Source organism: Labilibaculum euxinicum, assembly GCF_963678175.1.
Lineage (GTDB): Bacteria > Bacteroidota > Bacteroidia > Bacteroidales > Marinifilaceae > Labilibaculum > Labilibaculum euxinus.
Genome location: NZ_OY782756.1, coordinates 2,622,559 through 2,646,147, shown reverse-complemented (window position 1 = coordinate 2,646,147; position 23,589 = coordinate 2,622,559). Strand labels below are relative to the sequence as shown.

General features: G+C 35.9%; 18 protein-coding genes and 1 riboswitch. Of the genes, 8 read left to right on the top strand and 10 right to left on the bottom strand.

The window, feature by feature from the left end; translation table 11 throughout:
• The first annotated feature begins 71 nt into the window (after window positions 1–71).
• The 3 genes from ACY0M5_RS10630 to ACY0M5_RS10620 all read left to right on the top strand — a co-directional run bounded on the left by ACY0M5_RS10630 (window position 72) and on the right by ACY0M5_RS10620 (window position 2,835).
• On the top strand, window positions 72–1,013 hold the full coding sequence (locus ACY0M5_RS10630) for a sensor histidine kinase (RefSeq protein WP_461629077.1): 942 nt from the start codon (window positions 72–74) through the stop codon (window positions 1,011–1,013).
• Entirely contained in the window at window positions 1,010–1,654 is a 645-nt protein-coding gene (locus ACY0M5_RS10625) for a response regulator transcription factor (protein ID WP_461629076.1), read from the top strand. The genes ACY0M5_RS10630 and ACY0M5_RS10625 overlap by 4 nt, the downstream gene beginning before the upstream one ends.
• 155 nt (window positions 1,655–1,809) lie before the next feature.
• Window positions 1,810–2,835 carry an inorganic phosphate transporter gene (locus ACY0M5_RS10620; protein ID WP_461629075.1) on the top strand — a complete coding sequence of 342 codons (1,026 nt, stop codon included), beginning with the start codon at window positions 1,810–1,812 and terminating at the stop codon, window positions 2,833–2,835.
• A 164-nt stretch (window positions 2,836–2,999) separates the two neighbouring features.
• Here the strand turns inward: ACY0M5_RS10620 and ACY0M5_RS10615 are convergent, their stop codons facing one another.
• The 3 genes from ACY0M5_RS10615 to ACY0M5_RS10605 all read right to left on the bottom strand — a co-directional run bounded on the left by ACY0M5_RS10615 (window position 3,000) and on the right by ACY0M5_RS10605 (window position 5,313).
• A complete protein-coding gene (locus tag ACY0M5_RS10615) occupies window positions 3,000–3,659 on the bottom strand; it encodes a (Fe-S)-binding protein (protein WP_461629074.1) in 660 nt (219 codons plus the stop codon).
• Window positions 3,660–3,686: 27 nt separating this feature from the next.
• A complete protein-coding gene (locus ACY0M5_RS10610) occupies window positions 3,687–4,388 on the bottom strand; it encodes a GTP-binding protein (protein WP_461629073.1) in 702 nt (233 codons plus the stop codon).
• Window positions 4,389–4,509: 121 nt separating this feature from the next.
• Window positions 4,510–5,313, bottom strand: a complete 804-nt coding sequence (locus ACY0M5_RS10605; RefSeq protein WP_156195743.1) for an ATP-binding cassette domain-containing protein — start codon at window positions 5,311–5,313, stop codon at window positions 4,510–4,512.
• A 239-nt stretch (window positions 5,314–5,552) separates the two neighbouring features.
• On the opposite strand from ACY0M5_RS10605, the gene ACY0M5_RS10600 reads away from it, so the two are divergent.
• Genes ACY0M5_RS10600 through creD form a run of 3 tightly spaced genes read left to right on the top strand, consistent with a single transcriptional unit; the run spans window position 5,553 to window position 7,856 of the window.
• A complete protein-coding gene (locus ACY0M5_RS10600; protein ID WP_124993864.1) occupies window positions 5,553–6,170 on the top strand; it encodes a hypothetical protein in 618 nt (205 codons plus the stop codon).
• The gene (locus ACY0M5_RS10595) at window positions 6,167–6,457 is read left to right on the top strand and encodes a winged helix-turn-helix domain-containing protein (RefSeq protein WP_124993863.1); all 291 of its coding nucleotides are present in this window, start codon (window positions 6,167–6,169) and stop codon (window positions 6,455–6,457) included. Before ACY0M5_RS10600 ends, ACY0M5_RS10595 begins: the two co-directional genes overlap by 4 nt.
• A 55-nt stretch (window positions 6,458–6,512) precedes the next feature.
• The gene (creD, locus tag ACY0M5_RS10590; protein WP_461629072.1) at window positions 6,513–7,856 is read left to right on the top strand and encodes a cell envelope integrity protein CreD; all 1,344 of its coding nucleotides are present in this window, start codon (window positions 6,513–6,515) and stop codon (window positions 7,854–7,856) included.
• A 209-nt stretch (window positions 7,857–8,065) separates the two neighbouring features.
• Here the strand turns inward: creD and ACY0M5_RS10585 are convergent, their stop codons facing one another.
• Window positions 8,066–9,679, bottom strand: coding sequence for a dipeptidase (locus ACY0M5_RS10585; RefSeq protein ID WP_461629071.1), 1,614 nt, complete (start codon window positions 9,677–9,679; stop codon window positions 8,066–8,068).
• 210 nt (window positions 9,680–9,889) lie between these two features.
• Between ACY0M5_RS10585 and truA the strand changes: the two genes are divergently transcribed.
• Complete coding sequence (truA, locus tag ACY0M5_RS10580) at window positions 9,890–10,696, top strand: tRNA pseudouridine(38-40) synthase TruA (protein ID WP_461629070.1); 807 nt, start codon at window positions 9,890–9,892, stop codon at window positions 10,694–10,696.
• Between the two features lie 13 nt (window positions 10,697–10,709).
• Here truA and ACY0M5_RS10575 read toward each other — a convergent pair whose 3' ends face one another.
• Together ACY0M5_RS10575 and ACY0M5_RS10570 are read right to left on the bottom strand one after the other, a co-directional pair.
• A complete protein-coding gene (locus tag ACY0M5_RS10575; protein WP_461629069.1) occupies window positions 10,710–12,848 on the bottom strand; it encodes a PAS domain S-box protein in 2,139 nt (712 codons plus the stop codon).
• A gap of 5 nt (window positions 12,849–12,853) precedes the next feature.
• A complete protein-coding gene (locus ACY0M5_RS10570; RefSeq protein ID WP_124993858.1) occupies window positions 12,854–13,990 on the bottom strand; it encodes an FIST signal transduction protein in 1,137 nt (378 codons plus the stop codon).
• Window positions 13,991–14,244: 254 nt separating this feature from the next.
• Here ACY0M5_RS10570 and ACY0M5_RS10565 point away from each other — a divergent pair, with 254 nt between their 5' ends.
• Complete coding sequence (locus ACY0M5_RS10565; RefSeq protein ID WP_461629068.1) at window positions 14,245–16,641, top strand: transglycosylase domain-containing protein; 2,397 nt, start codon at window positions 14,245–14,247, stop codon at window positions 16,639–16,641.
• On the opposite strand, the gene ACY0M5_RS10560 is transcribed toward ACY0M5_RS10565, so the two are convergent.
• From ACY0M5_RS10560 to ACY0M5_RS10545, 4 genes are all read right to left on the bottom strand, one after another.
• Complete coding sequence (locus tag ACY0M5_RS10560) at window positions 16,638–17,450, bottom strand: hypothetical protein (RefSeq protein ID WP_461629067.1); 813 nt, start codon at window positions 17,448–17,450, stop codon at window positions 16,638–16,640. The genes ACY0M5_RS10565 and ACY0M5_RS10560 overlap by 4 nt on opposite strands.
• A gap of 92 nt (window positions 17,451–17,542) precedes the next feature.
• Window positions 17,543–19,795 (bottom strand): family 20 glycosylhydrolase, encoded by a 2,253-nt coding sequence (locus tag ACY0M5_RS10555; RefSeq protein WP_461629066.1) that lies wholly within the window; start codon window positions 19,793–19,795, stop codon window positions 17,543–17,545.
• Window positions 19,796–19,948: 153 nt separating this feature from the next.
• The gene (locus tag ACY0M5_RS10550) at window positions 19,949–21,349 is read right to left on the bottom strand and encodes a cadherin-like domain-containing protein (protein ID WP_461629065.1); all 1,401 of its coding nucleotides are present in this window, start codon (window positions 21,347–21,349) and stop codon (window positions 19,949–19,951) included.
• Between the two features lie 10 nt (window positions 21,350–21,359).
• A complete protein-coding gene (locus ACY0M5_RS10545) occupies window positions 21,360–23,234 on the bottom strand; it encodes a TonB-dependent receptor plug domain-containing protein (protein ID WP_461629064.1) in 1,875 nt (624 codons plus the stop codon).
• A 90-nt stretch (window positions 23,235–23,324) separates the two neighbouring features.
• A riboswitch (cobalamin riboswitch) is annotated at window positions 23,325–23,530 on the bottom strand.
• Between the last annotated feature and the right edge of the window lie 59 nt (window positions 23,531–23,589).

Here is a 23,589-nt window from a genome sequence, read left to right as displayed (position 1 = left end):
ATCATGTGAAGTTCTCAAAAATACGGTTTTAAACGTAGTCTTTTAAACAATAGAATCCTTACTCTTGTTTCATGCTTTTACAAATTGCACTAATAGTATCGGTTTTATTACAATTCGGAGCTTTTTTTATTACCATTAGCCTGATTCCAAAAACACGCTTCAACAGCTCCTGGATTATGGTTTCCATAGGTTTCTTACTTATGGCTTTGCGCAGATTTACAGAACTTTTTAGTGTATTCAATGCAGACCAAGGTAAACCGGAAATATTCATCACCAACTGGATGGCTGTCGTAATTTCATTGCTCATGTTTTTTGGCGCTTTCTACATTCGCCGTATTTTTCAGCTTCAAGATAAGGTAGATAAAGAGAGAAAAGAAAATGAAGCAAAAGTGCTGAGTGCAGTTATCAAGACCGAAGAGCAGGAACGCCATCGCTTTGCCAAAGAATTGCACGATGGATTGGGGCCGATTCTCTCCACCATTAAAATGACAAATTCCGCTTTAAATAAATCTGCTGAAAATTCAAATAACCTGCAAATCATTCAAAAAACAGATCAGGCCATCAACGAAGCCATTATCACCGTTAAGGAGATATCCAACAAGTTGAGTCCTCATATTTTGGAACGATACGGTTTGGAAAAAGCCATTAAAACATTTGTCGGGGGAATTCAGCTGACCGATCAATACCAAATTCAATTGAATATTCAATTGTGCGGAAAACGTTTCGACTACAACGTGGAGTTGATCCTGTACCGGATCATCGGTGAATTGTTCAGCAACACCATAAAACATGCTTCTGCATCTAAAATCGACCTTTCACTCCTTAGCTATCATCAAAAATTAGAATTGATATACAGTGATAATGGGATCGGCTTTTCCACCGAACCAAAACCGGTAAAAGGAATGGGCTTATCGAACATCCACACGAGGGTAAAATCGTTGGACGGAACCATTGAAATAAACAGCAGGAAAAATGAAGGGGTTTATCTAAAAATTGAAATACCTATATCATGACTGAAGCTTTAAAATTGGCACTGGTTGATGATCACGATTTGTTTCGTGAAGGGCTATCCTTTCTTCTCAACAATCAAAACAGCAAACCTGAAATTAAGGAAGTAAGTAATGGTCAGGAATTATTGGATTTGCTTGCCAACTGGCAGGCTGACATTATTCTTATGGATATTGAAATGCCGGTAATGAATGGAATAGAGGCAAGTAATGAGGTGATGAAAAAATATCCAGCCTCCAAAATAATTGCTCTCTCGATGCATGCCAATGAGAATTATTATTCGGAGATGATAGATGCCGGAGCCAAAGCCTTTTTGCTGAAAAATTCCAGTTTCGAAGAAGTTCAGCAAGCCATCGAAGCCGTTATGGAGGGACGAAACTATTTTTCACCCGAAATATTGGAAAGTATTATTGCCAATTTGAACCGAAAAAAAAATCAGCCCTCAAAATCTGATTTAACACAGCGGGAAGTTGAAATTCTATACAACATTTGCAAGGGCTTATCGAATCAGGAAATAGCCGAAATGCTCTTTATCAGCAAACGTACGGTTGACAAACACCGCGAAAACATACTACTAAAAACCCAATCGAAAAACACAGCATCTTTAGTTATTTATGCCATTAAAAATCACATTTTTGAGGTGTAAAAAAGAGGGAATCCAAAATCTGAAAAGGATAAAGACATTCCTTTTACTTCAGACACACTACGTACAAATACCTATTGCGCAATTACGTTTTTATACGCTGATATATAGCTTACAGATGAAATACTTTTGATGATAACAAATCAAAACATTCTGCTATGCTGATCCCTTTTTTAATTCCTTTTGTAATCGCCATTTTTTTATCTGTAAATATGGGGGGAAGTGGTACCGGACCAGCCTTTTCTGCAGCCTATGGTTCTAATGTTATTAAAAAGAGTTTGATTCCAGGCTTATTTGGACTGATGGTTTTTACAGGTGCAATTATAGGTGGTGAAGAAACAGCCAAAACCGTTGGAAAAGGCCTTCTGGATCCACAATTAATGAGCTTTTCGGTTGTCTCCGCCATATTATTAGCCGTAGCGGTTTCCTTACTAATTGCCAATCTCTTTGGTATCCCTCAATCAACCAGTCAGTCGACTGTAATGGCCGTAACTGCACCGGCAATCTATTTCAATTCACTAAATACCAACAAACTGTTATTCGAAATTCTCCCAACCTGGTTCATCATGCCAATTGTGGCTTTTGCACTGGCATTTTTTATTGGCAAATACATTTACAAACCCATACGAAAACGTGGATACACAATCTCCAAAAAAGTAAACGACAGCTATCTGTTAAAAGGCCTAATTGTAATTATGTCCTTATATGTGGCCTTTTCAATAGGAACCAATAATGTTGCCAATGCTGCCGGCCCCTTATCATCAATGGCCTGCAACGAGCTAATGGTGAGTCAAAACCGCTACTTGCAGGTAATGATACTGGCCACATTAATAGTCGCACCAAGTTTTTCCATTGGCAGCTCAGTTTTTGGTGATAAAATTTTACAAAACACAGGAAAAGAAATCGTGCTGTTTGGAAGAATCGAAGCAGTTATCATTGCTTTTATCTCAGCAAGTTTATTGCTAAGCGCGTCACTAATCAAAGGAATTCCAACTTCGTTGGTACAGCTTAACGTTGGTGCTATTATTGGAATTGGAGTTGCTAAATTGGGATTCCGAAACATATTCCGGAAAACTGAAGTCGATCGGTTTTTTGTGATGTGGATCATCGCTCCCATGGTTTCTTTTGGTTTGTCGCTGTTGTTCATCTATTTGCTGGATATAATAGGACTCGTTGATTTATAATTTGTTTTTGATCCGTAAACTTTCAAAAATATTTATTAAAAAAAGGATTCAATTATTGGAACAACGTTCTCAACTATTTTGATTTTAAAATGATGTAGCATATCAAAAAAAAGCGCCCTTAGCGATTAAATATCTCTGAGGGCGCTTTACATTTTTAACTAAACTTATTTCATAGAACAAACAACAGGAGGCTGCCATACTTTCAAGTCAATTCCTTCAATCAGGACATTCTCATCTTCAATTTTAACCACTACTCCAGAGTGTACCTTTTGCATCATGCAATGTTTCGGTAAAAACCTCACCGTTTCACCCACTTTTACATTTTTTCCATGAAACCACCCTTCAAAAGCAATGACCATACAGCAACCCACCGGTGTAAACTTAGTCTCGCTTTCTCTCCTTCTGCACGGCCCAATTAGGTGTACAGTAACCAACAAATGATCAATCTTTATCACTTTCCCGTAATGTACTATCGGACATCCCAAGGGTCTGTACTCAATCACTTCTCCTATCTGTAAATTAACTAAAGCCATAGGCATCAGCACTTCCCTGCATGAAATTTCTCCTTTCAGAGGATCCAAAACAATATCAGCTTCGTAAACATCAATTACTCCTACTGTTTTTTTCTGACACTCATTCGGCTCACCCGCAACTAATCTCCCAATTTCTATTTTATTAGCAATAAATCTTTCCTGTGTCAAAAAAGGACATAAATCCAGGCTTGACGGTTTAACTTTAATCGCTTCAGCAAAATCAGTACATGAACCAAAGCCGCAACGCCCGCAATTGAACCCGGGAAGAAACTCTATTATCTTTTTTTCCATATTTCTATTCCTTAAAACAGCAACAACTTATTCGCCTACATATTCCTGCATGCCATTCATTTTGCGCAACAAACCACGGTGATGTTCAGCACCAACTCTTTTTTCACCCGCACAAAGCGTACAAACCGCAAAAGGTGCATTGTGCCGCAAACTTTCATTTTCAGACACTACTTTTTCAGTACTTTTAATTTGCAAAGCCAGTTCTGAAGCTCCTTGTCCGCTTAATCCATTTGCCTCTATGATTGAGCAGTTCGGATTGGTTTCCAAAATACACTCCCGAAATATCTCCCGCTCCGCCTGCGATATCATATCTCCTTTTGTGATCACCACAATATCAGCACAACTCAAAAAAGGACCGACTTTCATAGGATTATTGGGTCCGCTGGTCGCATCAATAACACAAACACCCAAACTATTATCGGTATAAGGTGCACATCGATGACACAAACCTGCCGTCTCCATAATCAGAAACTCCGAATTTTGCTCTTTGGCAAACTCCAGTATTGCATCGGTATTGTAAATTGAGAAATGATCGGGACACATGTCCATCGATAAGCCCAACTGAACCGGAACACCCAATTTTGCAAAGCGTTTGGGATCATCAGAATACAAACAGTCGATCTTAACTACTGCTGGCTTTATATTCTGCTGCAACAATATTTTCAGGGTATGAATTAGAACCGCGGTTTTTCCGGCACCCGGAGTTCCGGCAACAATAATAAATTTCATATTTTTTTAATTAAGACCTTTGAAAAAAGCTTGGCAATCATTATTCGTTGCAGAAAATGATTTTGCATGGCTCGTTTCACTAATCTGTTATTTTCACATGCGCAACTCAATCACTCATCGATTATAAGCATTTCAAAAAACTCGATTCGTGAAGCAATGCATCAAAATTTACTTCTTCTATTTTTTTACCCGCCCGCACATCCTCTCTCAAAGTCAAGATATACTGATCGATATCATTCAACTGCAATGATATTTGTTTCTCACGGTACGTACTTTCTATAATATCGCGCATGCCCCCATTCTTCATAATAATTCTTTTTTGGGCGCTTAATGCCAAAACCGGATCGTGGGTAACCACAAGAATTATTTTCCCCTCTCCCGACAACAACTGCAAAGCCTCATGTTTTTTAATTCCGGCATTTTCAATTTCATCAATTAAGACAATCGGCGATTCGCTGATAATGGCAACATCGGCTACCATGAGAGCTCTGGTTTGTCCTCCGCTCAAAATCGTTAGATTATCGTTTGCATTGATTGGCTCGCCCGTAAGTGTGTTGGCAATAGAAATTACATGTTTTACATCAATATTTTTTTTCCCTCTGCACTTGGCGTGAAGTTTCAAAAAATCGGCAACGGGCATGTCTGCAAAAAAATTCATATTCTGTGATAATTGCGCCACCATTTTCTTTCTGGGATCGCTCCGAAGTTCATGGGAAGGAATTTCACCATTAATTAAAATTTTGCGTTTACTCGCCGTATCTCCTTGTGCCAACTGCTCAATATCTGCAATCAGCTGACTTTTCCCACTCCCGGTAGGGCCAACAATTCCATATATTTCACCTTTGTTTATCCGTAAATCGGGCAAACGCTCCGTATTGCCTAACTTGTCAATACCTGCCTGTATTGTAATTTGATGTATTTTCATAAGCTACTCTGTTCAAATTGATATGGAACAAAGTTCAAGCTTATTCTGTTCAGAAGAAACAGCTTATGAACGTATTATGAGAATAAGCATTTGTACGTACACCCTTCTTCATAAGCTCTTTCACATTTTGTCGCTTCAAATACGATCAATCTCAAATCAAAAAAAACATTTATTTATCATCAAATAATGAATATTTAAAATTTTCCATTACTTTTGCTTTGAATTACAAAGTACTTTTCATGAACCAGCAAAAATACATCGAAGACTTAAAGAACATTAAAGAGATGATGAGCAAATCATCTAAATTCATCTCTTTGAGTGGCTTATCGGGAATATCAGCAGGAATAATTGCACTTATTGGTGCCTATTTTGCCTGGATAACAATTTATTCCAAAACTGGATATCAAGATTTTAACCGAACACTTTTAAATAATAATCAGTTAATAGAATTACTGACAATTGGTACCGTAACACTCCTACTCGCTTTAAGTTTTGGACTCTTTTTCACCAGATTAAAGACAAAAAAATTAAAACAAAAAGTGTGGGATTCTCAAACCAAAACACTTCTGATTAATTTGTTAATTCCATTGCTTAGCGGTGGTATATTTTGCCTGCTCCTTTTAATAAAAGGATACATCGGATTAATTGCGCCACTAACTTTACTATTTTACGGTTTGGCATTGGTAAATGCCAGTAAATACACAATAAGCGAAATCCGCAGTTTGGGAATGCTTGAAATTTTACTAGGTTTGACTGCAACTTATTTCATAGGATATGGTTTGATTTTCTGGTGTATCGGATTCGGTCTGCTGCATATCATTTATGGAGTCATAATGGAGATAAAATACAAGTCGTGAAGGAACTACTTAAAGATTTAAATAAAGCTTTTGAAAACCGAATCCGGCTGGGAATTATGTCGGCTTTGGTGGTAAACGATTACCTCGATTTTAACGCCCTAAAAAACCTTTTGGGCGTTACCGATGGGAATTTGGCAAGCCATTTAAAGTCGCTTGAAAAAAGTGATTACATTCGTGTGCAAAAAGAATTTCTGGATCGAAAACCCAACACTAAATATTCTGCTTCTGATGAAGGCAAACTGGCCTTTATCAAACACATAAAGGCTATAGAACAATTGCTTAAATAATTTTTTTTATCATTTCACTTTGAATTCCAAAGTACTTTTAAATAAATATTAAAAAATGAACGATTCACAATCACCACTCGACAAAGTTAACAGCTGGATTAAGAATTCGGTTGGACTTAAGCTAGGAACCATCACCATTTTAATGCTCTTGCTACTGATTCCTGCCAGCATGATTAAATCAATCATCAGCGAAAGAGAAATGCTCAATCAGTCGGTATTAAACGAAGTAAGCCAAAAATGGGCTGGCAAACAGCAAATTAATGGCCCGGTGCTTACCATCCCATTAATCTATGAATATGAGGTTGAAGATGCTAAGATGATCACGAAAACAAAATACCTGTATCTACTACCCGAGCAACTGGCAATAACGGGTAAAATAGAGCCTGAAAAATTAAAAAGAGGAATTTATGAGGTAGTTGTGTACAAAAGTATTTTAGATTTCAGCGGTCAATTTAAACTAAATACCAAAATTGATCAAAACGGATTGAAAGAAATCAAATACGATGAAGCCTTCCTAACCGTTGGAATATCGGATCTTCGAGGCATAAAAGATCAAATTACACTGAACTGGGGAAATCAAAAACTGGATGTACAACCCGGGTCTAAACTAAACGATATGATTAGTTCGGGCATTAGCATCGATTTGCCTGATGTAAGCAACCAAATCAACACAAATATTGATTTCTCATTCAAATTAAATTTGCAGGGGAGCCAGAACCTTTCCTTTATACCGCTAGGCAGCACCACAAAAGTAAACCTATCTTCCACCTGGAATTCACCAAGTTTTAATGGCAACTTTCTTCCCGACAACAGAGAAGTAAGCGATGAAGGTTTTTCGGCCGATTGGAAAATCCTGCAACTAAACCGTAACTATCCGCAAACATGGGTAGATAAAAACATGCGAAACGAAATGCAGTATTCAGCCTTGGGTGTTGATCTGATTATGCCTCTGGACGATTATCAAAAATCCATGCGCTCCTCCAAATATGCAGTTATGACCATTGCCTTAATATTCTTGGTATTCTTCTTAGTCGAGATTTTGAATGGACGGAAAATACATCCGTTTCAGTACACTTTGGTTGGTCTGGCTCTTTGTCTTTTCTACATCTTACTGATATCCATATCGGAGCATTCCAATTTTAACATTGCCTATTTAATTTCAGCAGGCATAACATCACTGATGATATTAATTTATGCCAAAAGTGTATTTAAATCGCGAAAGTTCACAGGAGTTTTAACAGCTACCATATTGGGTATTTATGGTTTTCTGTTCGTAACTCTTCAATTAGCCGACTATGCTTTATTAATGGGAAGTATTGGCTTAGCTTTAATTCTGGGAATAACCATGTATTTTACCCGTAACATCAATTGGTACAAGTTGAATATGAAAACAGAATAATATAGCTGCAAATGAAAATCCATCTATCCATAATTCCTCTCCCCTCTGCTCGCAAGTACTGCTATCTCTATATTTTCAGTGTAGAAATTGGCAAATGGTATTGGGATTATGGCTTTGGATTCCAATTTTAAATTTTTTCGCTACTGAAAAAACCGGTTGAAGCAGATGTTCAACCGGTTTTTATGCGTTTGGATAAAAATCTGATTTAATTAAAATCCCAATCCAAATCTCCCCCAATATTCATTTTCCAGCTCTTTCCAACGTAACATGGTCGCGCCTGTAAAATCGCGGGTATATTTGTTCAACAATACTTTTGCCTCTTTTGTTTTACCATCCTTCAATAGCTTCTGTATTTGGCTCTCAAGTTCAGCGGACTCTTTAAATCCTTTTTCCTCAAAGTAAGCAACTTCTTCCATCATTCCCTTTCGAGTGGTTTGCCATTGCAAAGTTGCCAATTTGTTCGCCTTTCGATATTGCCAAATAGCAGCATCGTTGCGGTAGCGATGCTGACCGCAATATTGAAAACTTTCCGGTAATTCGGTTGTTCCGGAGTAAATAGGAATACGAGGGCTTTGAGCTGGATTGTCAAAAGAAAACCACGCCCTTCCACCAATTTCATCTGGTAACCAATCTCTTAACTGAATAATGTGAGAATACGAACACCACGATACAGCAACAGTTCTCTGATATTCAACTGTTCCATCTTTTAAGTAATTATACAATTTACGATTATCACCATTCGGCCATGGATGCGCATTTAAAGCCTTAATGGTATCGGCACCTATCTCCTCATTCTCTTTATTGTATTTTTTCCTTATCACATTCAAATTCTGAGTCATATCATACTTAGTTCCTTCGTAGGTTTCCCGATACAACGCAATAATATCGCGTACTGAAACTTTCTGATCCGGTTTGACCGAAAAAGGTAATTCTTCCGCCTCAAAATCTAATTTTAAAGATGGAGCCAAAGCATTCATGATAAAAAACTCCCGAATTTTAAAAGGCTTTTCAACCTTACCATAAGCTTTCCAGAATTTAAATTCCTCTTTACCATCCCAACGCTTAAGTTCTTTCGCCACAGAGAAAACATTCTCCGAATACATAAAGTAGTCTTTGTTCTTTTCATCAATTACTCCAATTCTTGAAATATTTGCCGATACACCAATATGGTCATCCGGAATGCGCTGCGCAGCCCAAACACCTCCTGTTTTATCGGGACCTTCACCAAAAATTTCCAATTGCCAAACTTCTTTTTTATCAGCAATTGTAATGCATTCGCCCCAATCGCCGTAACCATATTCCTTAATTAATTTCCCGATCAATGCAATAGCATCGCGAGCCGTTGTGCATCGCTGAAGTGCAATACGTTCCAACTCTTCAATCAGAAACATTCCTTTATCATTCACCAACTCTTTCGGACCAACAATAGTTGTTTCGCCAATAGCTAATTGTTTCTCATTCAAACAAGGATAGGCTGTATTTAAATAGGCATAAGTTTCCTTTGCCTGAGGTATTGTTCCAACCACTTTCATTTTTCGTTTGTCCCAGGCCGTTTCTGTCTTCAAACTGCCTTTGTAAATTTCAAGGGTAGTATCCTTCTCAAATTTTTGTCCTTTTTCAACCTGTAACCAAGTTCGGTATCTGCCATCGCAGGTATGACTGGTAATTACAGATCCATCCGTAGTAGCCTTTTTTCCAACCATTATACTCGTGCAGCTTTCTCCGAAATAAGGATCGTTCACCTGATCGAATACCGACTGAGCATTTGATTGGTGAGTACTAATTGCAAAAATCACCAAAATGGCAATCAATAATTTCTTCATTGCTTGTTGTTTTAGTTTATCTTCGAAAAACATTAAATCATGTTCATATTTTCCCAAAAATGAGCTCTAAGATAACTTATTGATAATATTTATTGGCTATTCGCCGCTAATTTAAAAGCAGTTTAGAGAATTCCTGATCATTTTTAAAATAGATCCTATGAATTGATACCTTTGCCGAATAGAAAATTTCAAAAGCTAAAACAAGTAAGAGTGAGGTATTTTTTTCACATCGGATACAAAGGAACCGCATATAGAGGTTGGCAACGACAGAAAAATATTGTGAGTGTTCAGGAGGTACTTGAAGATAAATTATCCAAATTACTTAAGGAAAAGATCGTTTGTATTGGATGTGGCAGAACAGATGCGGGAGTACATTCCTCACAGTATTTTTTCCATATCAATACTGACAGGAAATGGAACGATCACCATCTTTTTGTATTGAATAAAATCCTTCCTTCGGATATTTCGGTTTACGATATTTTTGAAGTGGATAGCCATTATCATGCACAAACAAGTGCAAGCAAAAGAACATACAACTACTTTATCCACACCAAAAAAAATCCATTTTTAAATGAAATAAGTACACTTTACAATATAACTCCTGATGTGGGGAAAATGGCTAAAGCGGCCTCTGTAATTACAAAATACAACGATTTTAGAGCTTTGTGCAAATCCCCGGACAGCCACAACAATACGCTCTGTAATATATTCTCTGTGCAACTGTTTACTGATGCTTCGGAAACAAACTTCCGTTTACAAATAACGGCCAATAGATTTTTAAGAGGGATGATTCGAATTCTTGTTCACGAATTAATCGAAGTGGGAACAGGCCAAAAAAGCGTAGACGAGTTTGAAGAAATGATTAAAAGCAAAACACCTCTTCAATTTTTAAATTTAGCTTATCCTCAAGGCTTGTATCTTTCAGAAATAAAATATCCATTTTTAAATACAAATCCTGTTGACGATTTTTGTCCCCTTTTAAAAATGAATAAGTGGCTAATAATAAATAATGTGTAACTGCAATCGGTAATTAGAGAATGTATTTTTCAATTTTTAGATACAAATCTTCCGGATTTATTGGCTTGGTTACAAAATCGTTCATTCCTGCATCCAATACTTTTTTACGAATTTCGTTAAATGCAGAAGCGGTAATTGCTAAAATTGGCATTGTTTTGTATTTTTCATCGGGCAGACTCCGAATACTTTGTGTGGCTTTATAACCATCCATTATTGGCATCTGTAAATCCATTAGTACCATGTCAAAATTGCCCGCCTGCACCTTTTCAAAAGCAGCTTGCCCATTCATTGCAATGTCGTACGTAATCTCCCATTTTTTCAAAAATTGCTTCAGAATCAATATATTCATCTGATTATCTTCAGCCAGCAAAATATGCAAACCTTTCATTTTATCATTGTTTTGATAACCTTCGGTAACAAAATCCAATTTGGGTTTTGACTTATGGCTGATTGTCAAACACAAATCAAAAGAAAAAGTAGTTCCAAATTCAAGATCACTCTTAACATTAATGCAACCACCCATAATCTCAATTAACTTTTTTGAAATTGTTAAACCAAGACCGGTTCCTCCATACAATCTTGTCGTATTTGAGTCTGCCTGAGAAAAAGATTGAAATATTTGATCTTGTTTATCTTCGGGAATTCCGATACCTGTATCTTTAATTTCAAATTTCAATTTCACCTTATCATCATATTTTTCCTGATAAGACACCATCACCTGAACATTTCCTTTATCGGTAAATTTAACTGCATTACCACACAAATTATTAAGGACTTGCGAGATACGGGTTGGATCACCAATTAAATAGGCAGGAATTTTAGGATCCACATCAACAATAAAATCCAAACCTTTCTCTTTCGATTTCATATCAAAACCCGAAGCTATGTTCTGAATCAGATTTCTGAAATTGAAATCCAAAGATTCAATATCAACACGACCAGCCTCAATCTTACTAAAGTCTAAAATATCATTAATCAAAGTCATTAAATTATCTGCTGATAGTTTCAAGATATTGATATTCTGAATTTGATCTTCTCTTGGATTATCCTCTGACAATAAATGAGTAACTCCAATAACCGCATTCATTGGGGTACGTATCTCATGCGACATAGTAGACAAAAACTGTGCTTTCGCATAAGTTGCCTCCTCTGCCTTCTCTTTTGCAATAATCAATTCTTGTTCCACTCGTTTTCTTTCCGATAAATCATTTAGCACAACAAATAAAACATTTCCATCCATTAACGGCACTTTGTTTAATGCAACCTCAACAGGAAATTCTATTCCATTCTCTTTGCGGTGAATCCAATCAAACTTAGCATTGCCTCTAATCTTACCTTCTTCAATATACATTTTAGCTTTATCAAAAGATAACAAGCCATCAGGTTGATATTCAGGAGAAAAATCTTTTACATATTTCCCAATAAAATTCTCCTTCCGGCTTACACCAAATAAATCAAGACAAGCCTTATTGCAATCAATAAACCGGGATTCTTTAATTAGAAGATAGGCAACAGATGATTTTTCAAATATCAATTTGAATTTTTCTTCCGTTTTGTTTTTTTCTTCCTCAAGTCTTTTTTTCTCAGTAATATCTTTTAAAGTTCCAGTAAAACCATTTCTCTTTCCATCTGCACCTCTTGTAACTCTAACTGTAGCTTCGAACCACTTGTAACTACCACTAATTGTTACCATTCGGACTTCAATAAAGCAGAAACTGATTTTATGCTCAATTAAAGTTCTTAATTTCGACATACATCTCTCAATATCATCAGGATGAACGAATTCAAATGCATTGGAACCAATACTTTTTTTGATATTAAACCCGGTGATTTTTGTCCATGCTGAATTTAAGTACAACCATTCTCCCGTAAAATTAGTTTGAAAAATTACCTCTGAAATATTATTTACAATTGATTCCATTCTGGAAGATGCAGCCTCAACCTCCTGCGTCTTATTATCAACTGCTTTTCGCAATTCCTTATTAAGCGTAAAAAGTTCCAGGGAACAAGTATCTAAAATATTCTCCGTTTGTTTTATATCTTTATCGTAATCCTCATACGCTTCTTCCACAGCATTTAGAAAGTCATTAAATTTACTTTCATCTTCTGCAGATAAATACTTACGGACTTGCCTTTTCAATAATCGATGCATATGCTTTATTTTTCAGAAAAGGTGGTTATAGTCATGGTTTGATTATGTAGAAAACTAGGACCATCTTCTTTAAACGGAGATATTTCACCGTAAGAATAAAATCCCGTAAGGACAGCCTGTTTACCTATCACATCGGCAACAACTTCAACTTCTTCTTCAACCAATTGCTTAAGCACTAATTTGCGTCCAACACAACTAATCAAAACAGCGAATTCTGACTCTCCTTTCGGAATCATATCAGTACTTGCTTTAGCCGACAATTCAGCTCCTGAAATTAATCGATCTACGTTTGCTTTCATCAATTTCACATATCCTCCATCAGGAATATTGCCACCAAATATGAGGCTTTGATCCTTCTCATTTATTCCATGAACGGTGCGAATCACAGCATTTTGAGAATCTCCCACCCGACAGCTTAATGGAAATGACATACCTGATACAGGTAAGTCTTTTGCTCGTTCCCCCAAAAATTGTTTGTATAGTAAAAGAGCTGGTTGGTGATCCAATTCGTATAAAATATTACCCTTTGATTTTGTAACAAGGCGTTCAATGCCAAAATTCTTCCATCCACCATTTGTTCCGTATCCAATAGAGATAGAATCTCCATAGAATCCTAAGGCGCAAACACAATTTGATTTTGCCACTCCTTCTTTATCGAACACAAGGGTTTTAGAAAATCTTGTTCCGTCTCCGGCCAATCCTCCTGTAACTGCAACTTTCTTCGACAATTTATTTTGAATCCCTTCAATAAGATTACATCCGTTTATAGTAATCCCATCGGATAAAACCATTAAATGCTTCAAATCCTTCTGAGGAAATTTCTCACACAATTTCTCACCGCATTCAATATTGTTCTTATACTTGGTAAGATCAACAGATTCTATTCTAAGCTTTGTAGAAGAAAATTTAACTGCTGCAATGGAAATACTCTTTTCGAATACCTCCAAGCCTGAAATTTCACCAGAGCTCGAACATCCAAAAATCCTTGTATCCGGAAAAGAATTTCTAATTGTTGACTTAAATTCCTTTTCGCACATCAATTCTCCATCACCAAAAATAATTAGCAAATCCGGCTTAAACCGAATCTCTTTTATTTTAGAAAACTCACTTCTTGAACTTATGATTAATTTTTCTATCTCCACATCTGTAAATTTAAAAATGAGACTTACTAATCACATCATATAAATCATACAATTAAAGCAATTAACACCATCCAAAAGTCTTCTCGTCAACTGTGTGATACGATGAACAATTCAGACTGTTACATTAAGATACTAAAAAAATAAGTATTATTGTTTACATTTGAACGCGAAATTTTCAGAATGGATTTATTCAGGTTATAATCTTTTTGAAATTTATGCGTTATTGTAACAAATAAGATGTTATTAGATTTAGAATGGCAACAGCAAAAAAAACTTCCAAAGGAAAAGCTCCTTCTCAAAAGAAAAAAAGCAGTAAAAAAAAGAATACCGGAAAACGTTCATTTTCTAGTTACTTAATCCGTTTCTTTGGATTTGGGCTACTATTATTCCTGATAACTATTGGTATCTTAATAGGTTCTGTGTACATCGGCCTTTGGGGCAAATTGCCGGATTACTATACTCTTAAAAGCATTAAAAATGCAAATGCATCTGAAATATATTCTGAAGATGGTGTTGTGTTGGGAAGAGTTTATGCTGAAAACCGAACCAATGTAAATTTTAAAGACATTTCTCCAGATGCAATCAATGCGCTAATCGCTACTGAAGATGCTCGTTTTTACGAACATCAAGGCATTGATCAAAGAAGTTTGATGCGCGTTTTGGTAAAATCCTTAGTTATGGGCGATAAAAGTTCAGGAGGAGGAAGTACTTTGAGTCAGCAACTGTCAAAAAATCTTTATCCCCGGGGAAATTTTGGTCCATTAAGCATGCCGGTAAACAAAATTAAGGAAACTATAACTGCATCCCGTCTGGAAAAAATTTATTCGAAAAAAGAAATTCTTCAGTTGTATTTAAATACAGTTTCATTTGGCGAAAATGTTTTTGGTATTGAAAGTGCATCCCGACAGTTCTTTAGTAAACCGGCATCAAAACTTAAAATTCATGAATGTGCCGTACTTATTGGAATGCTTAAGGCGCCAACATCGTATAATCCAAGACTTCATCCTGAAAGATCAAAACAAAGAAGAAATATTGTCCTGAGTCAAATGGCTAAATATAACTTCATTACGGATCGTAAATTGAATGAAATTCAGGCCCGGCCACTAATTATCAATTATCAGAAACAATCAACCCAAAAAGGTTTGGCATCTTATCTTCGGGAAAGAATAAGAATTGAAACAAATACAATATTAAAAAAACACCCAAAAGAAGATGGTACTTACTATGATGTTTACCGTGATGGACTAAACATTATAACCACATTAGATGCGAGAATGCAAATGAATGCTGAACAGGCAGTTGCAGAGCATATGAAAAATCTGCAAACTCAATTCGTTCAGCATTGGGGCAAAAGGTCTCCCTGGGGGGAAAATACAGATGTAATAGAAGACGCTAAACTACGATCTGACCGTTACAAATCCCTTAAACAAAAAGGAAAATCTGCTGCGGAAATTAATAAAATATTTAACGAAAAGGTGAACATGAAAATTTTCACCTGGAATGGAGATAAAACAGTAAAAATGTCTCCTCTTGACTCTATAAAACATTACATCCAAATATTAAACACCGGATTTTTAGCCATGGAACCTCAGAGTGGGAAAATTAAAGCTTGGGTTGGCGGAATCAATTTCGATCATTTTAAATATGATCATGTAAAAGCAAAGCGGCAAGTTGGTTCAATTTTTAAACCAATTGTTTATACTGCTGCTTTGGAAGAAGGAATTTCCCCTTTCGAGTACCTTCCCAACGAACGCAAAATTTATGAAGAATACGATAATTGGTCGCCACGAAATGCGGATAACCTTTACGAAGGAAGTTACAGCATGGAAGGAGCTCTTGCTGAATCGGTAAATACTATTGCTGTGGATGTTCTTTTGGAAACCGGAATACGTAATACTATAGTGTTGGCTGAAGAAATGGGAATTGACAGTAGTTTACCAAAAGTACCATCTCTTGCCTTGGGAACAGCTAATATTTCACTGTTTGAGATGATTCAGGTTTATGCTACTCTGGCTAACAGAGGTGTTCATACGGCTCCTTACTACATTTCCAAAATTGAAGATCACAATGGCAATTTAATCGTAGATCTTTCGGCTGAAAGGGAAGAAAACAGGTTTGTGATATCTCCTCAAAATGCCGATATAATTAATCATATGCTACAGGCTGTAGTTAATGAAGGCACAGCAAAATCGCTTCGTTCAGTTTATGGATTGCAAGGAGAATTAGCCGGAAAAACAGGTACCACACAAGATCAGGCGGACGGCTGGTATATTGGTTACAATTCCAATTTAGTGGCCGGAGCATGGGTTGGTGCCGAAGATATGCGTATTCATTTTAACTCTTTGAGTCTTGGACAAGGAGCAAGCATGGCTTTACCCATTTACGGTAAATTCATGAATAAATTAAGTACAAATAAAAACTTTAAACGCTATACAAACTCACCTATTGCAAAACCTGACAGCGATATTTTGGCAGACTTGGATATGCCACACTATTTACCTCCGGAATCAAACTTTTTTGATAATTTATTTGGTGTTACAGCAACAGATCAAGATAAATTAATGAAACGAAAAGCGAGACGGGAAAAGCGTAAGAATGAGAAAAAATCAATTTATCAAAAAATTAAAAACATATTTAGACGCAAAAACTAGAAATGCTTCCGCAAATATTTATCGGCTTCATTTTTTAATTCCAGCTTTAATTTATTGTTCTGATTTTTTAAATTTTTAAGAATTCTCTTGACTGAAGGTTGAGGTAATTCCTTGTCCAGTTTAATCAAGAACTTATCCATTACTTTGTAATTGTGCCAATTACCTAGTAATGTTTCGGTTGAATTTACAATATCCAAAGCTTGTCTTCTTTTCTCATCATCCTGCAGGACAAGCAGTAATTGCTGAAGAGCCTTAACAACCTTGAGCAGCTTTCTGATTTCATGATGGTATTCCTCTCCTTGTGACGAATTAAATAACTTGTTTACTATTTCCAATTCATCGTGAATAATGCTGTCTGTTTTTATTTTAAGTTCCGAAATATTCACCTGATTTAATGAGGAACATAAACTTGCTACTCCTTTTTTAAACTTTAGGATCTCGAATTCAGACCATTTAGCTCCAAATTTTTCAACACTCACATTCATCCTGCCATCTAAAACAAGCATTATCTCAGAGGGGATATCAACATTACTGTTTGACAACAATGATTTAGAAACTTGAAGAGCCCGAAGTTTACCGGCACTATTAAAAATGCCATTCAACTGCTTCAATAGTTTCGAGCCGGCATCGGTATCCAAATCAAATTCTTCAATCAATAGCAGTAAGCTTCGTATGTATTTAATATCTACGCGCAACTTGTGAATGTCCTCTTCTTTAATTTGCTTAGCCAATGACAAATTATTCAAAAAAGAATCGAACCTCTCTCTATAAAATGAACTTAAACCGATATTTTCTTCTTTAGATTGCATTTTTCCTGTTTTTATATACAAGATACATAAAATCAGAAAATTACAAGCATGAGACAATAATGATTTTTAATATAAAATTTAGATCTCCTGTTTTAATGAAATAGATTTTCGGAATTAATTGGTATTTGATCAAAATAATTGGAACACCAAGATACTTGCTGATTAGCGTAAGGAGTATTTTTCACCATCACAATTCTTACAGGATACATACCTTCGTCCAGATGAATCCGGCCTCTGCGTTCCTGTCTTGCATTCAGTCCTTCGTTACTTATTATAACATGACCTCCAATGGATATTTGAACAGGATCTACAGCATAATTAAAAAAGGTATAAGTTGCTTTTTTATCAATCTTTAAATAACCTGTTATTTCCATTGCATAGTACTCTTCCTCGATATCCTTAGGAAACTTAATTTTATCCAGAACTCCGCACTGCATCACCTCATCGTACGTTACCTCATCAAGATTATTAAATTTCCCTTTTATAATTTTGTACTTTAATCCCTCACTTAATTCAGAAATTGTATCGGACACCAATGGTGAAATTTTAACACATTCAATAGTTCTTATTTTACTCTTTAAGCCTGATTCGTGAATGGTTTGAGTTTTAATGGTTGTCGTATTTTCTATCACCAACGGTTTAGTATAAATTTTAGAGTTCACATCTGGATTTGAACCATCCAGTGTGTATCTTATTTCAGCATCCTGCAATTTTACCTCTAAAGGCATTTCCATCTGATCAAAAAAGAAATTCTTATTAACTCCTCCATGCGGTGCCTGAATGAATGAATTTATCTCATATTTATGCAGTAATTCGTAATGATGATTCATTCTGTCCTGAAAATCATTCCAATTTCGCTGACCTTTAGGTGACCAAACAACTTCCGCCAAAGCGCAAATTCGAGGAGCAAGCATATACTCTACCCGATCTGAGGTATTCATATATTCAGTCCAAACATTTGCTTGTGCTCCTAAAATATATTTTGCCTCATCTTCATTTAATTCTGAAGGTGTTGGTTCAAACTCATATACTTTTTGTAAGGAAGTAAAACCACCAATAGCAGTAGGCTCAATGTAATTATCATCCTGATAATGATCGAAATAACAATGAGATCCAGGTGTCATTATCACATCGTGCTTTTGTTTTGCAGCCTGAATACCTCCTGCAGTTCCTCTCCATGACATAACTGTTGCCTCAGGAGCTAATCCTCCTTCCAATATCTCATCCCAACCAATAATTTTACGATTCTTACTGATTAAAAACTTCTCTATTCGCTGAATAAAATAAGACTGTAGTTCATGTTCGTCTTTCAGTCCCTCTTCTTTCATTCTCTTTTGACACAAAGGACATTTCTCCCAACTTGCCTTTGGACATTCATCGCCACCAATGTGGATGTATTTAGAGGGAAACAATTCAATAACCTCCAGCAAAACATTTTGCAAAAATTCAAAAGTAGTCTCTTTCCCTGCACAATAGACATCATCAAAAACGCCCCATTCGTTCTCCACCTCAAAAGGTCCTTTGTTACAAGCCAGTTCGGGATAAGCTGCAAGTGCAGCCACAGAATGACCCGGCAATTCGATTTCCGGAATAACTGTTATGAATCGTTCCGACGCATATTTTACAATCTCTTTAATTTGATCCTGTGTATAAAAACCTCCGTATTTACTCCCATCCTTCTCAATTCGCCACGCACCAATCTCTGTAAGTTTTGGATATTTTTTAATTTCTATTCTCCAGCCCTGATCCTCGGTTAAATGCCAATGAAAAGTATTCATCTTATACATTGCCATTAAGTCGATATACTTCTTGATAAAATCAACAGAAAAGAAATGACGGCAAACATCCAAATGCATTCCCCGATACGGATACCTTGGCTCATCCAATATCTTTACGTAAGGAATTTTCAACTCGGTATTTAAAGGCACCAATTGCAAAAGGGATTGTATTCCGTAAAAAAAACCTTTACCCGATTTAGCCTCAATCAAAACTCCTGTAACATCAACAATCAAAGAGTATTCTTCTTCTCCCCAATTGCTATCATTAACTTTTTTAAAAATGATTTTATTAGATGCCGGTAACTTTCCCGTTATCTTTTTAGGAATTTCAACACCTGTTAATTGATTTATCTGATCGCACAAATAGGAAAGTAATATCTCTTTGTTTTCCACTTCGTCCGAAAAGAATATTTTCACATCTTCTTTTAACAATAAACTACCCTTTGCATTAATAATTCTTGATGGCTTTGGAATTATATTCACAGAATTACTTGTTTGTGCAGTGGAAGTAAAGGAATTCATAACTTGTGCGCTTACCAGCAACAAGAACAAAATAGAAGTTCTCATAGAATTAATTGATTATTGGTTTATGTTAGGCTTTTGGAGCTTTAAAAATAAGCAAATAATCGATTGTCCTCCTATTATTCATTAATAAGCATAAAAAAAGTGGCATTTCTTATTCGGAAATGCCACTAAAAATTTCACATAACAATCAATTGCTTAGTAACGAAAAACAGTCGAATTAGGAGCACCCCCTACAGTAAAATCCTTTATTTTATCAGCTTGAGGAGAATAAACGTGAACTTTCCCTGGAGTAGTAGCACCCGTTGATTCACACAACCAAAGGTTTCCATTAACAGGATTCACATCCATACCATAGAATGTTGTATCAATAAATTTAGTTGTTGGTAAAGCTGTATCGGTAATGTTCATTGCGTATACTGCATCAGACATATAATATACTGTTTTTTCATCTTTACTAATCGCAATATTCTTGATTCCTGTTGTGGTTAAATTGGATAAATCATAAGATGTTACCGCACTTGACGATGTGTTGATCTTAGAAATTCCAGCATTCACATAAGTCACATTGGGATAGTTTGAATAATCAGGAGCACCTCCGCAATAAACCCAGACGTTTCCATTCGCATCAACAACCAGATCTTTAGGACAAGATTTTACTGTTACTGTTTCAACGACTTTATCTGTATCAACATCAATTACCGAAACAGTATTGTCGTCGTTCGACCATCCCCCACTGTTTGCAACATAAAGTTTATCGCCTGAAACAATCATTTTTTCTGGTCCTGCGCCAACCGCAATTTGTCCGGTTTTATTCATTGTTTTTAAATCAATAACGTAAACCTCATTATTCTGTTTTGAATAATTAGCATCAGCTCCGTTACCATTTGAAACATAAGCCTTTCCATTTGCAAAAGCAATTTCTCTAGGATAAGATAAACCATCAATAGTTGCGTAATGTACAAAATCGGAAGCAGTAACAACTTCAACATAACCGGCACCACTTGCCGTTGTTACAACAATAAATGCATATTCATCATTAATTGCCATAGATTGAGGATATTGACCTAAAGCAACACTACTATTTGCTGATGAAAAATAATTGTTGGTCACCTCATCATTTCTGTTGATCATTGTAACAGAACCATTAGAGTTACCTTCGTTTAATACATAAAAATAGCCAATCTGTTTTTCGCCAATACTGATATTAAAAATACCTGTTAATACATTGTCTCCATCGGTAACTGTAAAAGAAAACTCATCAGTTAAAGTTTGGCTTCCATCATGTACATATACAATTTTAGAAGCAGTCAAATCGGCTTGAGTAAAGTTTGCTACAGAAGTTGTAATATCAGCAGTATTAGCAAGGAAACCATTCTCAGGAGCAATTGTTACCGTATATATAATATCAATATCATCTGTATCAGTATCTACAACATTTAATTCTGATCCTGTAATAGCTGCTGTAGCACTATTTTCAAGAACAATACCATTATTCACCGACAGATTCGGCATTGCATTATCGTCGTCATCAGAACACGATACGAATAAAGAACTTGCAATTAACAAGCCCAAACCCAATTTTAAAAACCTTTTCATAGTTACGATATTAGAAAATTACATTAAGCCCCAAATAATAAGCTCGGCCAGGCATGGGGTAATACTTAACCAACTCATAAGATTTATCTAGTAAATTCTCAATTCTCCCTGTCAACTTGATTTTAGCTAAACCAGTTTCAAATAGATAACCTGCATTCACATCAAGTAAAAAATTCCCTTCAACTTTTTGCTCTTCCCAGTTTTGTGAATGTGATCTAAACGTTGCTATTATTCCAGCATCCCATTTTTCATGAATAAGATCACTCAGAATTTTAGTTATATGATGAGGACGATAAGCCATTGTTTGCTTATAATCATCACTGAATTTATCGTTGTTGTAAGCATCATTGTAAGCATATTTTAATGATGTATGAATTCTATCGCTCCCAACGTTTAAGATATGATTCAATTCCAATTCAACTCCTCTACTTATCATCTGTCCAGTATTTTGAGGACTCCAGAATGATCCAGTAGGTCGCCACGATATAGCATTCTTATTTTTAGAGTGATACAAACTTAAATCTGCATTAAATTCTCCATAATTAGTAGAGTAAGATAAAAAGGCCAGACCTAAGTCTGCGCTCCAGCCTTCTTCCGATTTTATATTTTCATTACCTCCAGGTTGCCAGTACCTTTCATTAAAGGTAGGTCGTCGATAATGGGTACCTGCTTTAACACGCAAATCAATAACATTGGATATTATATGTAATAATGAACTAAAGGAGTACATTTCAGGGGGATTAACTTCGGAACTCCATTCTCTACCAAACGTAAATATAAAAGTACCGAAATTGGGAGAATACTTTCCTGCAACAGTCAACCTTGATTCATTTTCTTCTTTCTCGTAATTATTGGTTTCCCCTTTCAACCAAGAATATTTGCCATTTACATCCAAACTAAATTTACTATTCAAATAATAACGCAAATTTGCGTCATTTAATACTCTTTCCGATGATATTTCGGAAGTATAACCGTCTGTGTATTTTAAATAATCATACAGGTAAGCTGTTTTGGCTTCAACTCTAAATTTCCCAACTAAAGTCTTCCAGCCTAAATACACTTTTAATGAAGAATCTCTTTGTTGTTGATGACTGAAGGGTTTTCCAATTCCCATTAAGCCAGCTATATTTTTCTTTTTTGCTTGATACCAAGCTCCTAAATCAATAAAATGATTATTTAGTTTTAAATGTAAATCGTGAATTGTACCATAAGCTCTATTTTCATTATTGGTAAGTTTCTCAGTCGGAGAGTCAAAATCATATTTGTCAGTATAAGTAAAATCATTCTTCCCATACTGAAAAAATGCCTGAGCTGTATATGAAATCCAACTATTAGAATACTTACTGTGTAGTTTTGTTTTATAATTTGAGAAGCTGCCTATTTCAGAACTCAATCCTATTTCCGACTTTTTCTTCCAATCGGGTTTATTTGACAATTCAATAGCACCACCCAATGTTCCAGAACCATATAAAGATCCTACGGCGCCGTATATCACCTGAACTTGATCAAAAGAACCTGCATTTATTAAAGATAAATCTGCCGAACCTGTTGTTAATGAATTAACAGGAATCCCATTCCAATTCACAGATGTATGTGTTCCTGATGCACCCCGCATCCCAGCCGTAGCAAGAGCCCCAAACGCACCATTTGAAGAAATATTTACCAAAGATGTTTTCTGAAGTAAGCTCGACAAATCCTTTCCATCGTACCTCTGGATAAGAATAGAATCAATTTGCACAGTTTTTTCGGTGGAAGAAAAATGTTGAAGTCTTGGCGCCACAATATCAATGGATTCAATCTGGATGGTATCCACACCTAAGGTTTGCGACCAAACACCGAAACTCAAAAAGCTTACAATTACTGTAAATAAAAATTTCAACTTCATCTTATAATTTGATAAAGAAGAAAACACAAGGACAGAACAAAAGAAATAGATGATTCAATCGTCTTCCAAACATCTTCTCCGAATGTTTTGAAAATTAAGTTTGCATTGGCAGGTCTTCTGACTTACTCAACTTTTTCGGCCTTCCCATCCCGAGGTATCGGAACAGTGGCATTGTGGTGAAAAAGCATTTTTCTGAGCTTACAGCTACGGGAACAGTTCCGGACTTTAACCGGATTCCCTTTTCATCTCTATCTGATTAATTCAGATATATGAGAACCAATTGCATTGCAAATGTATAAAAAAACAATAGATTAATAGATTGTATAATAATTTATATTGGGATGCAAAAAGCGAG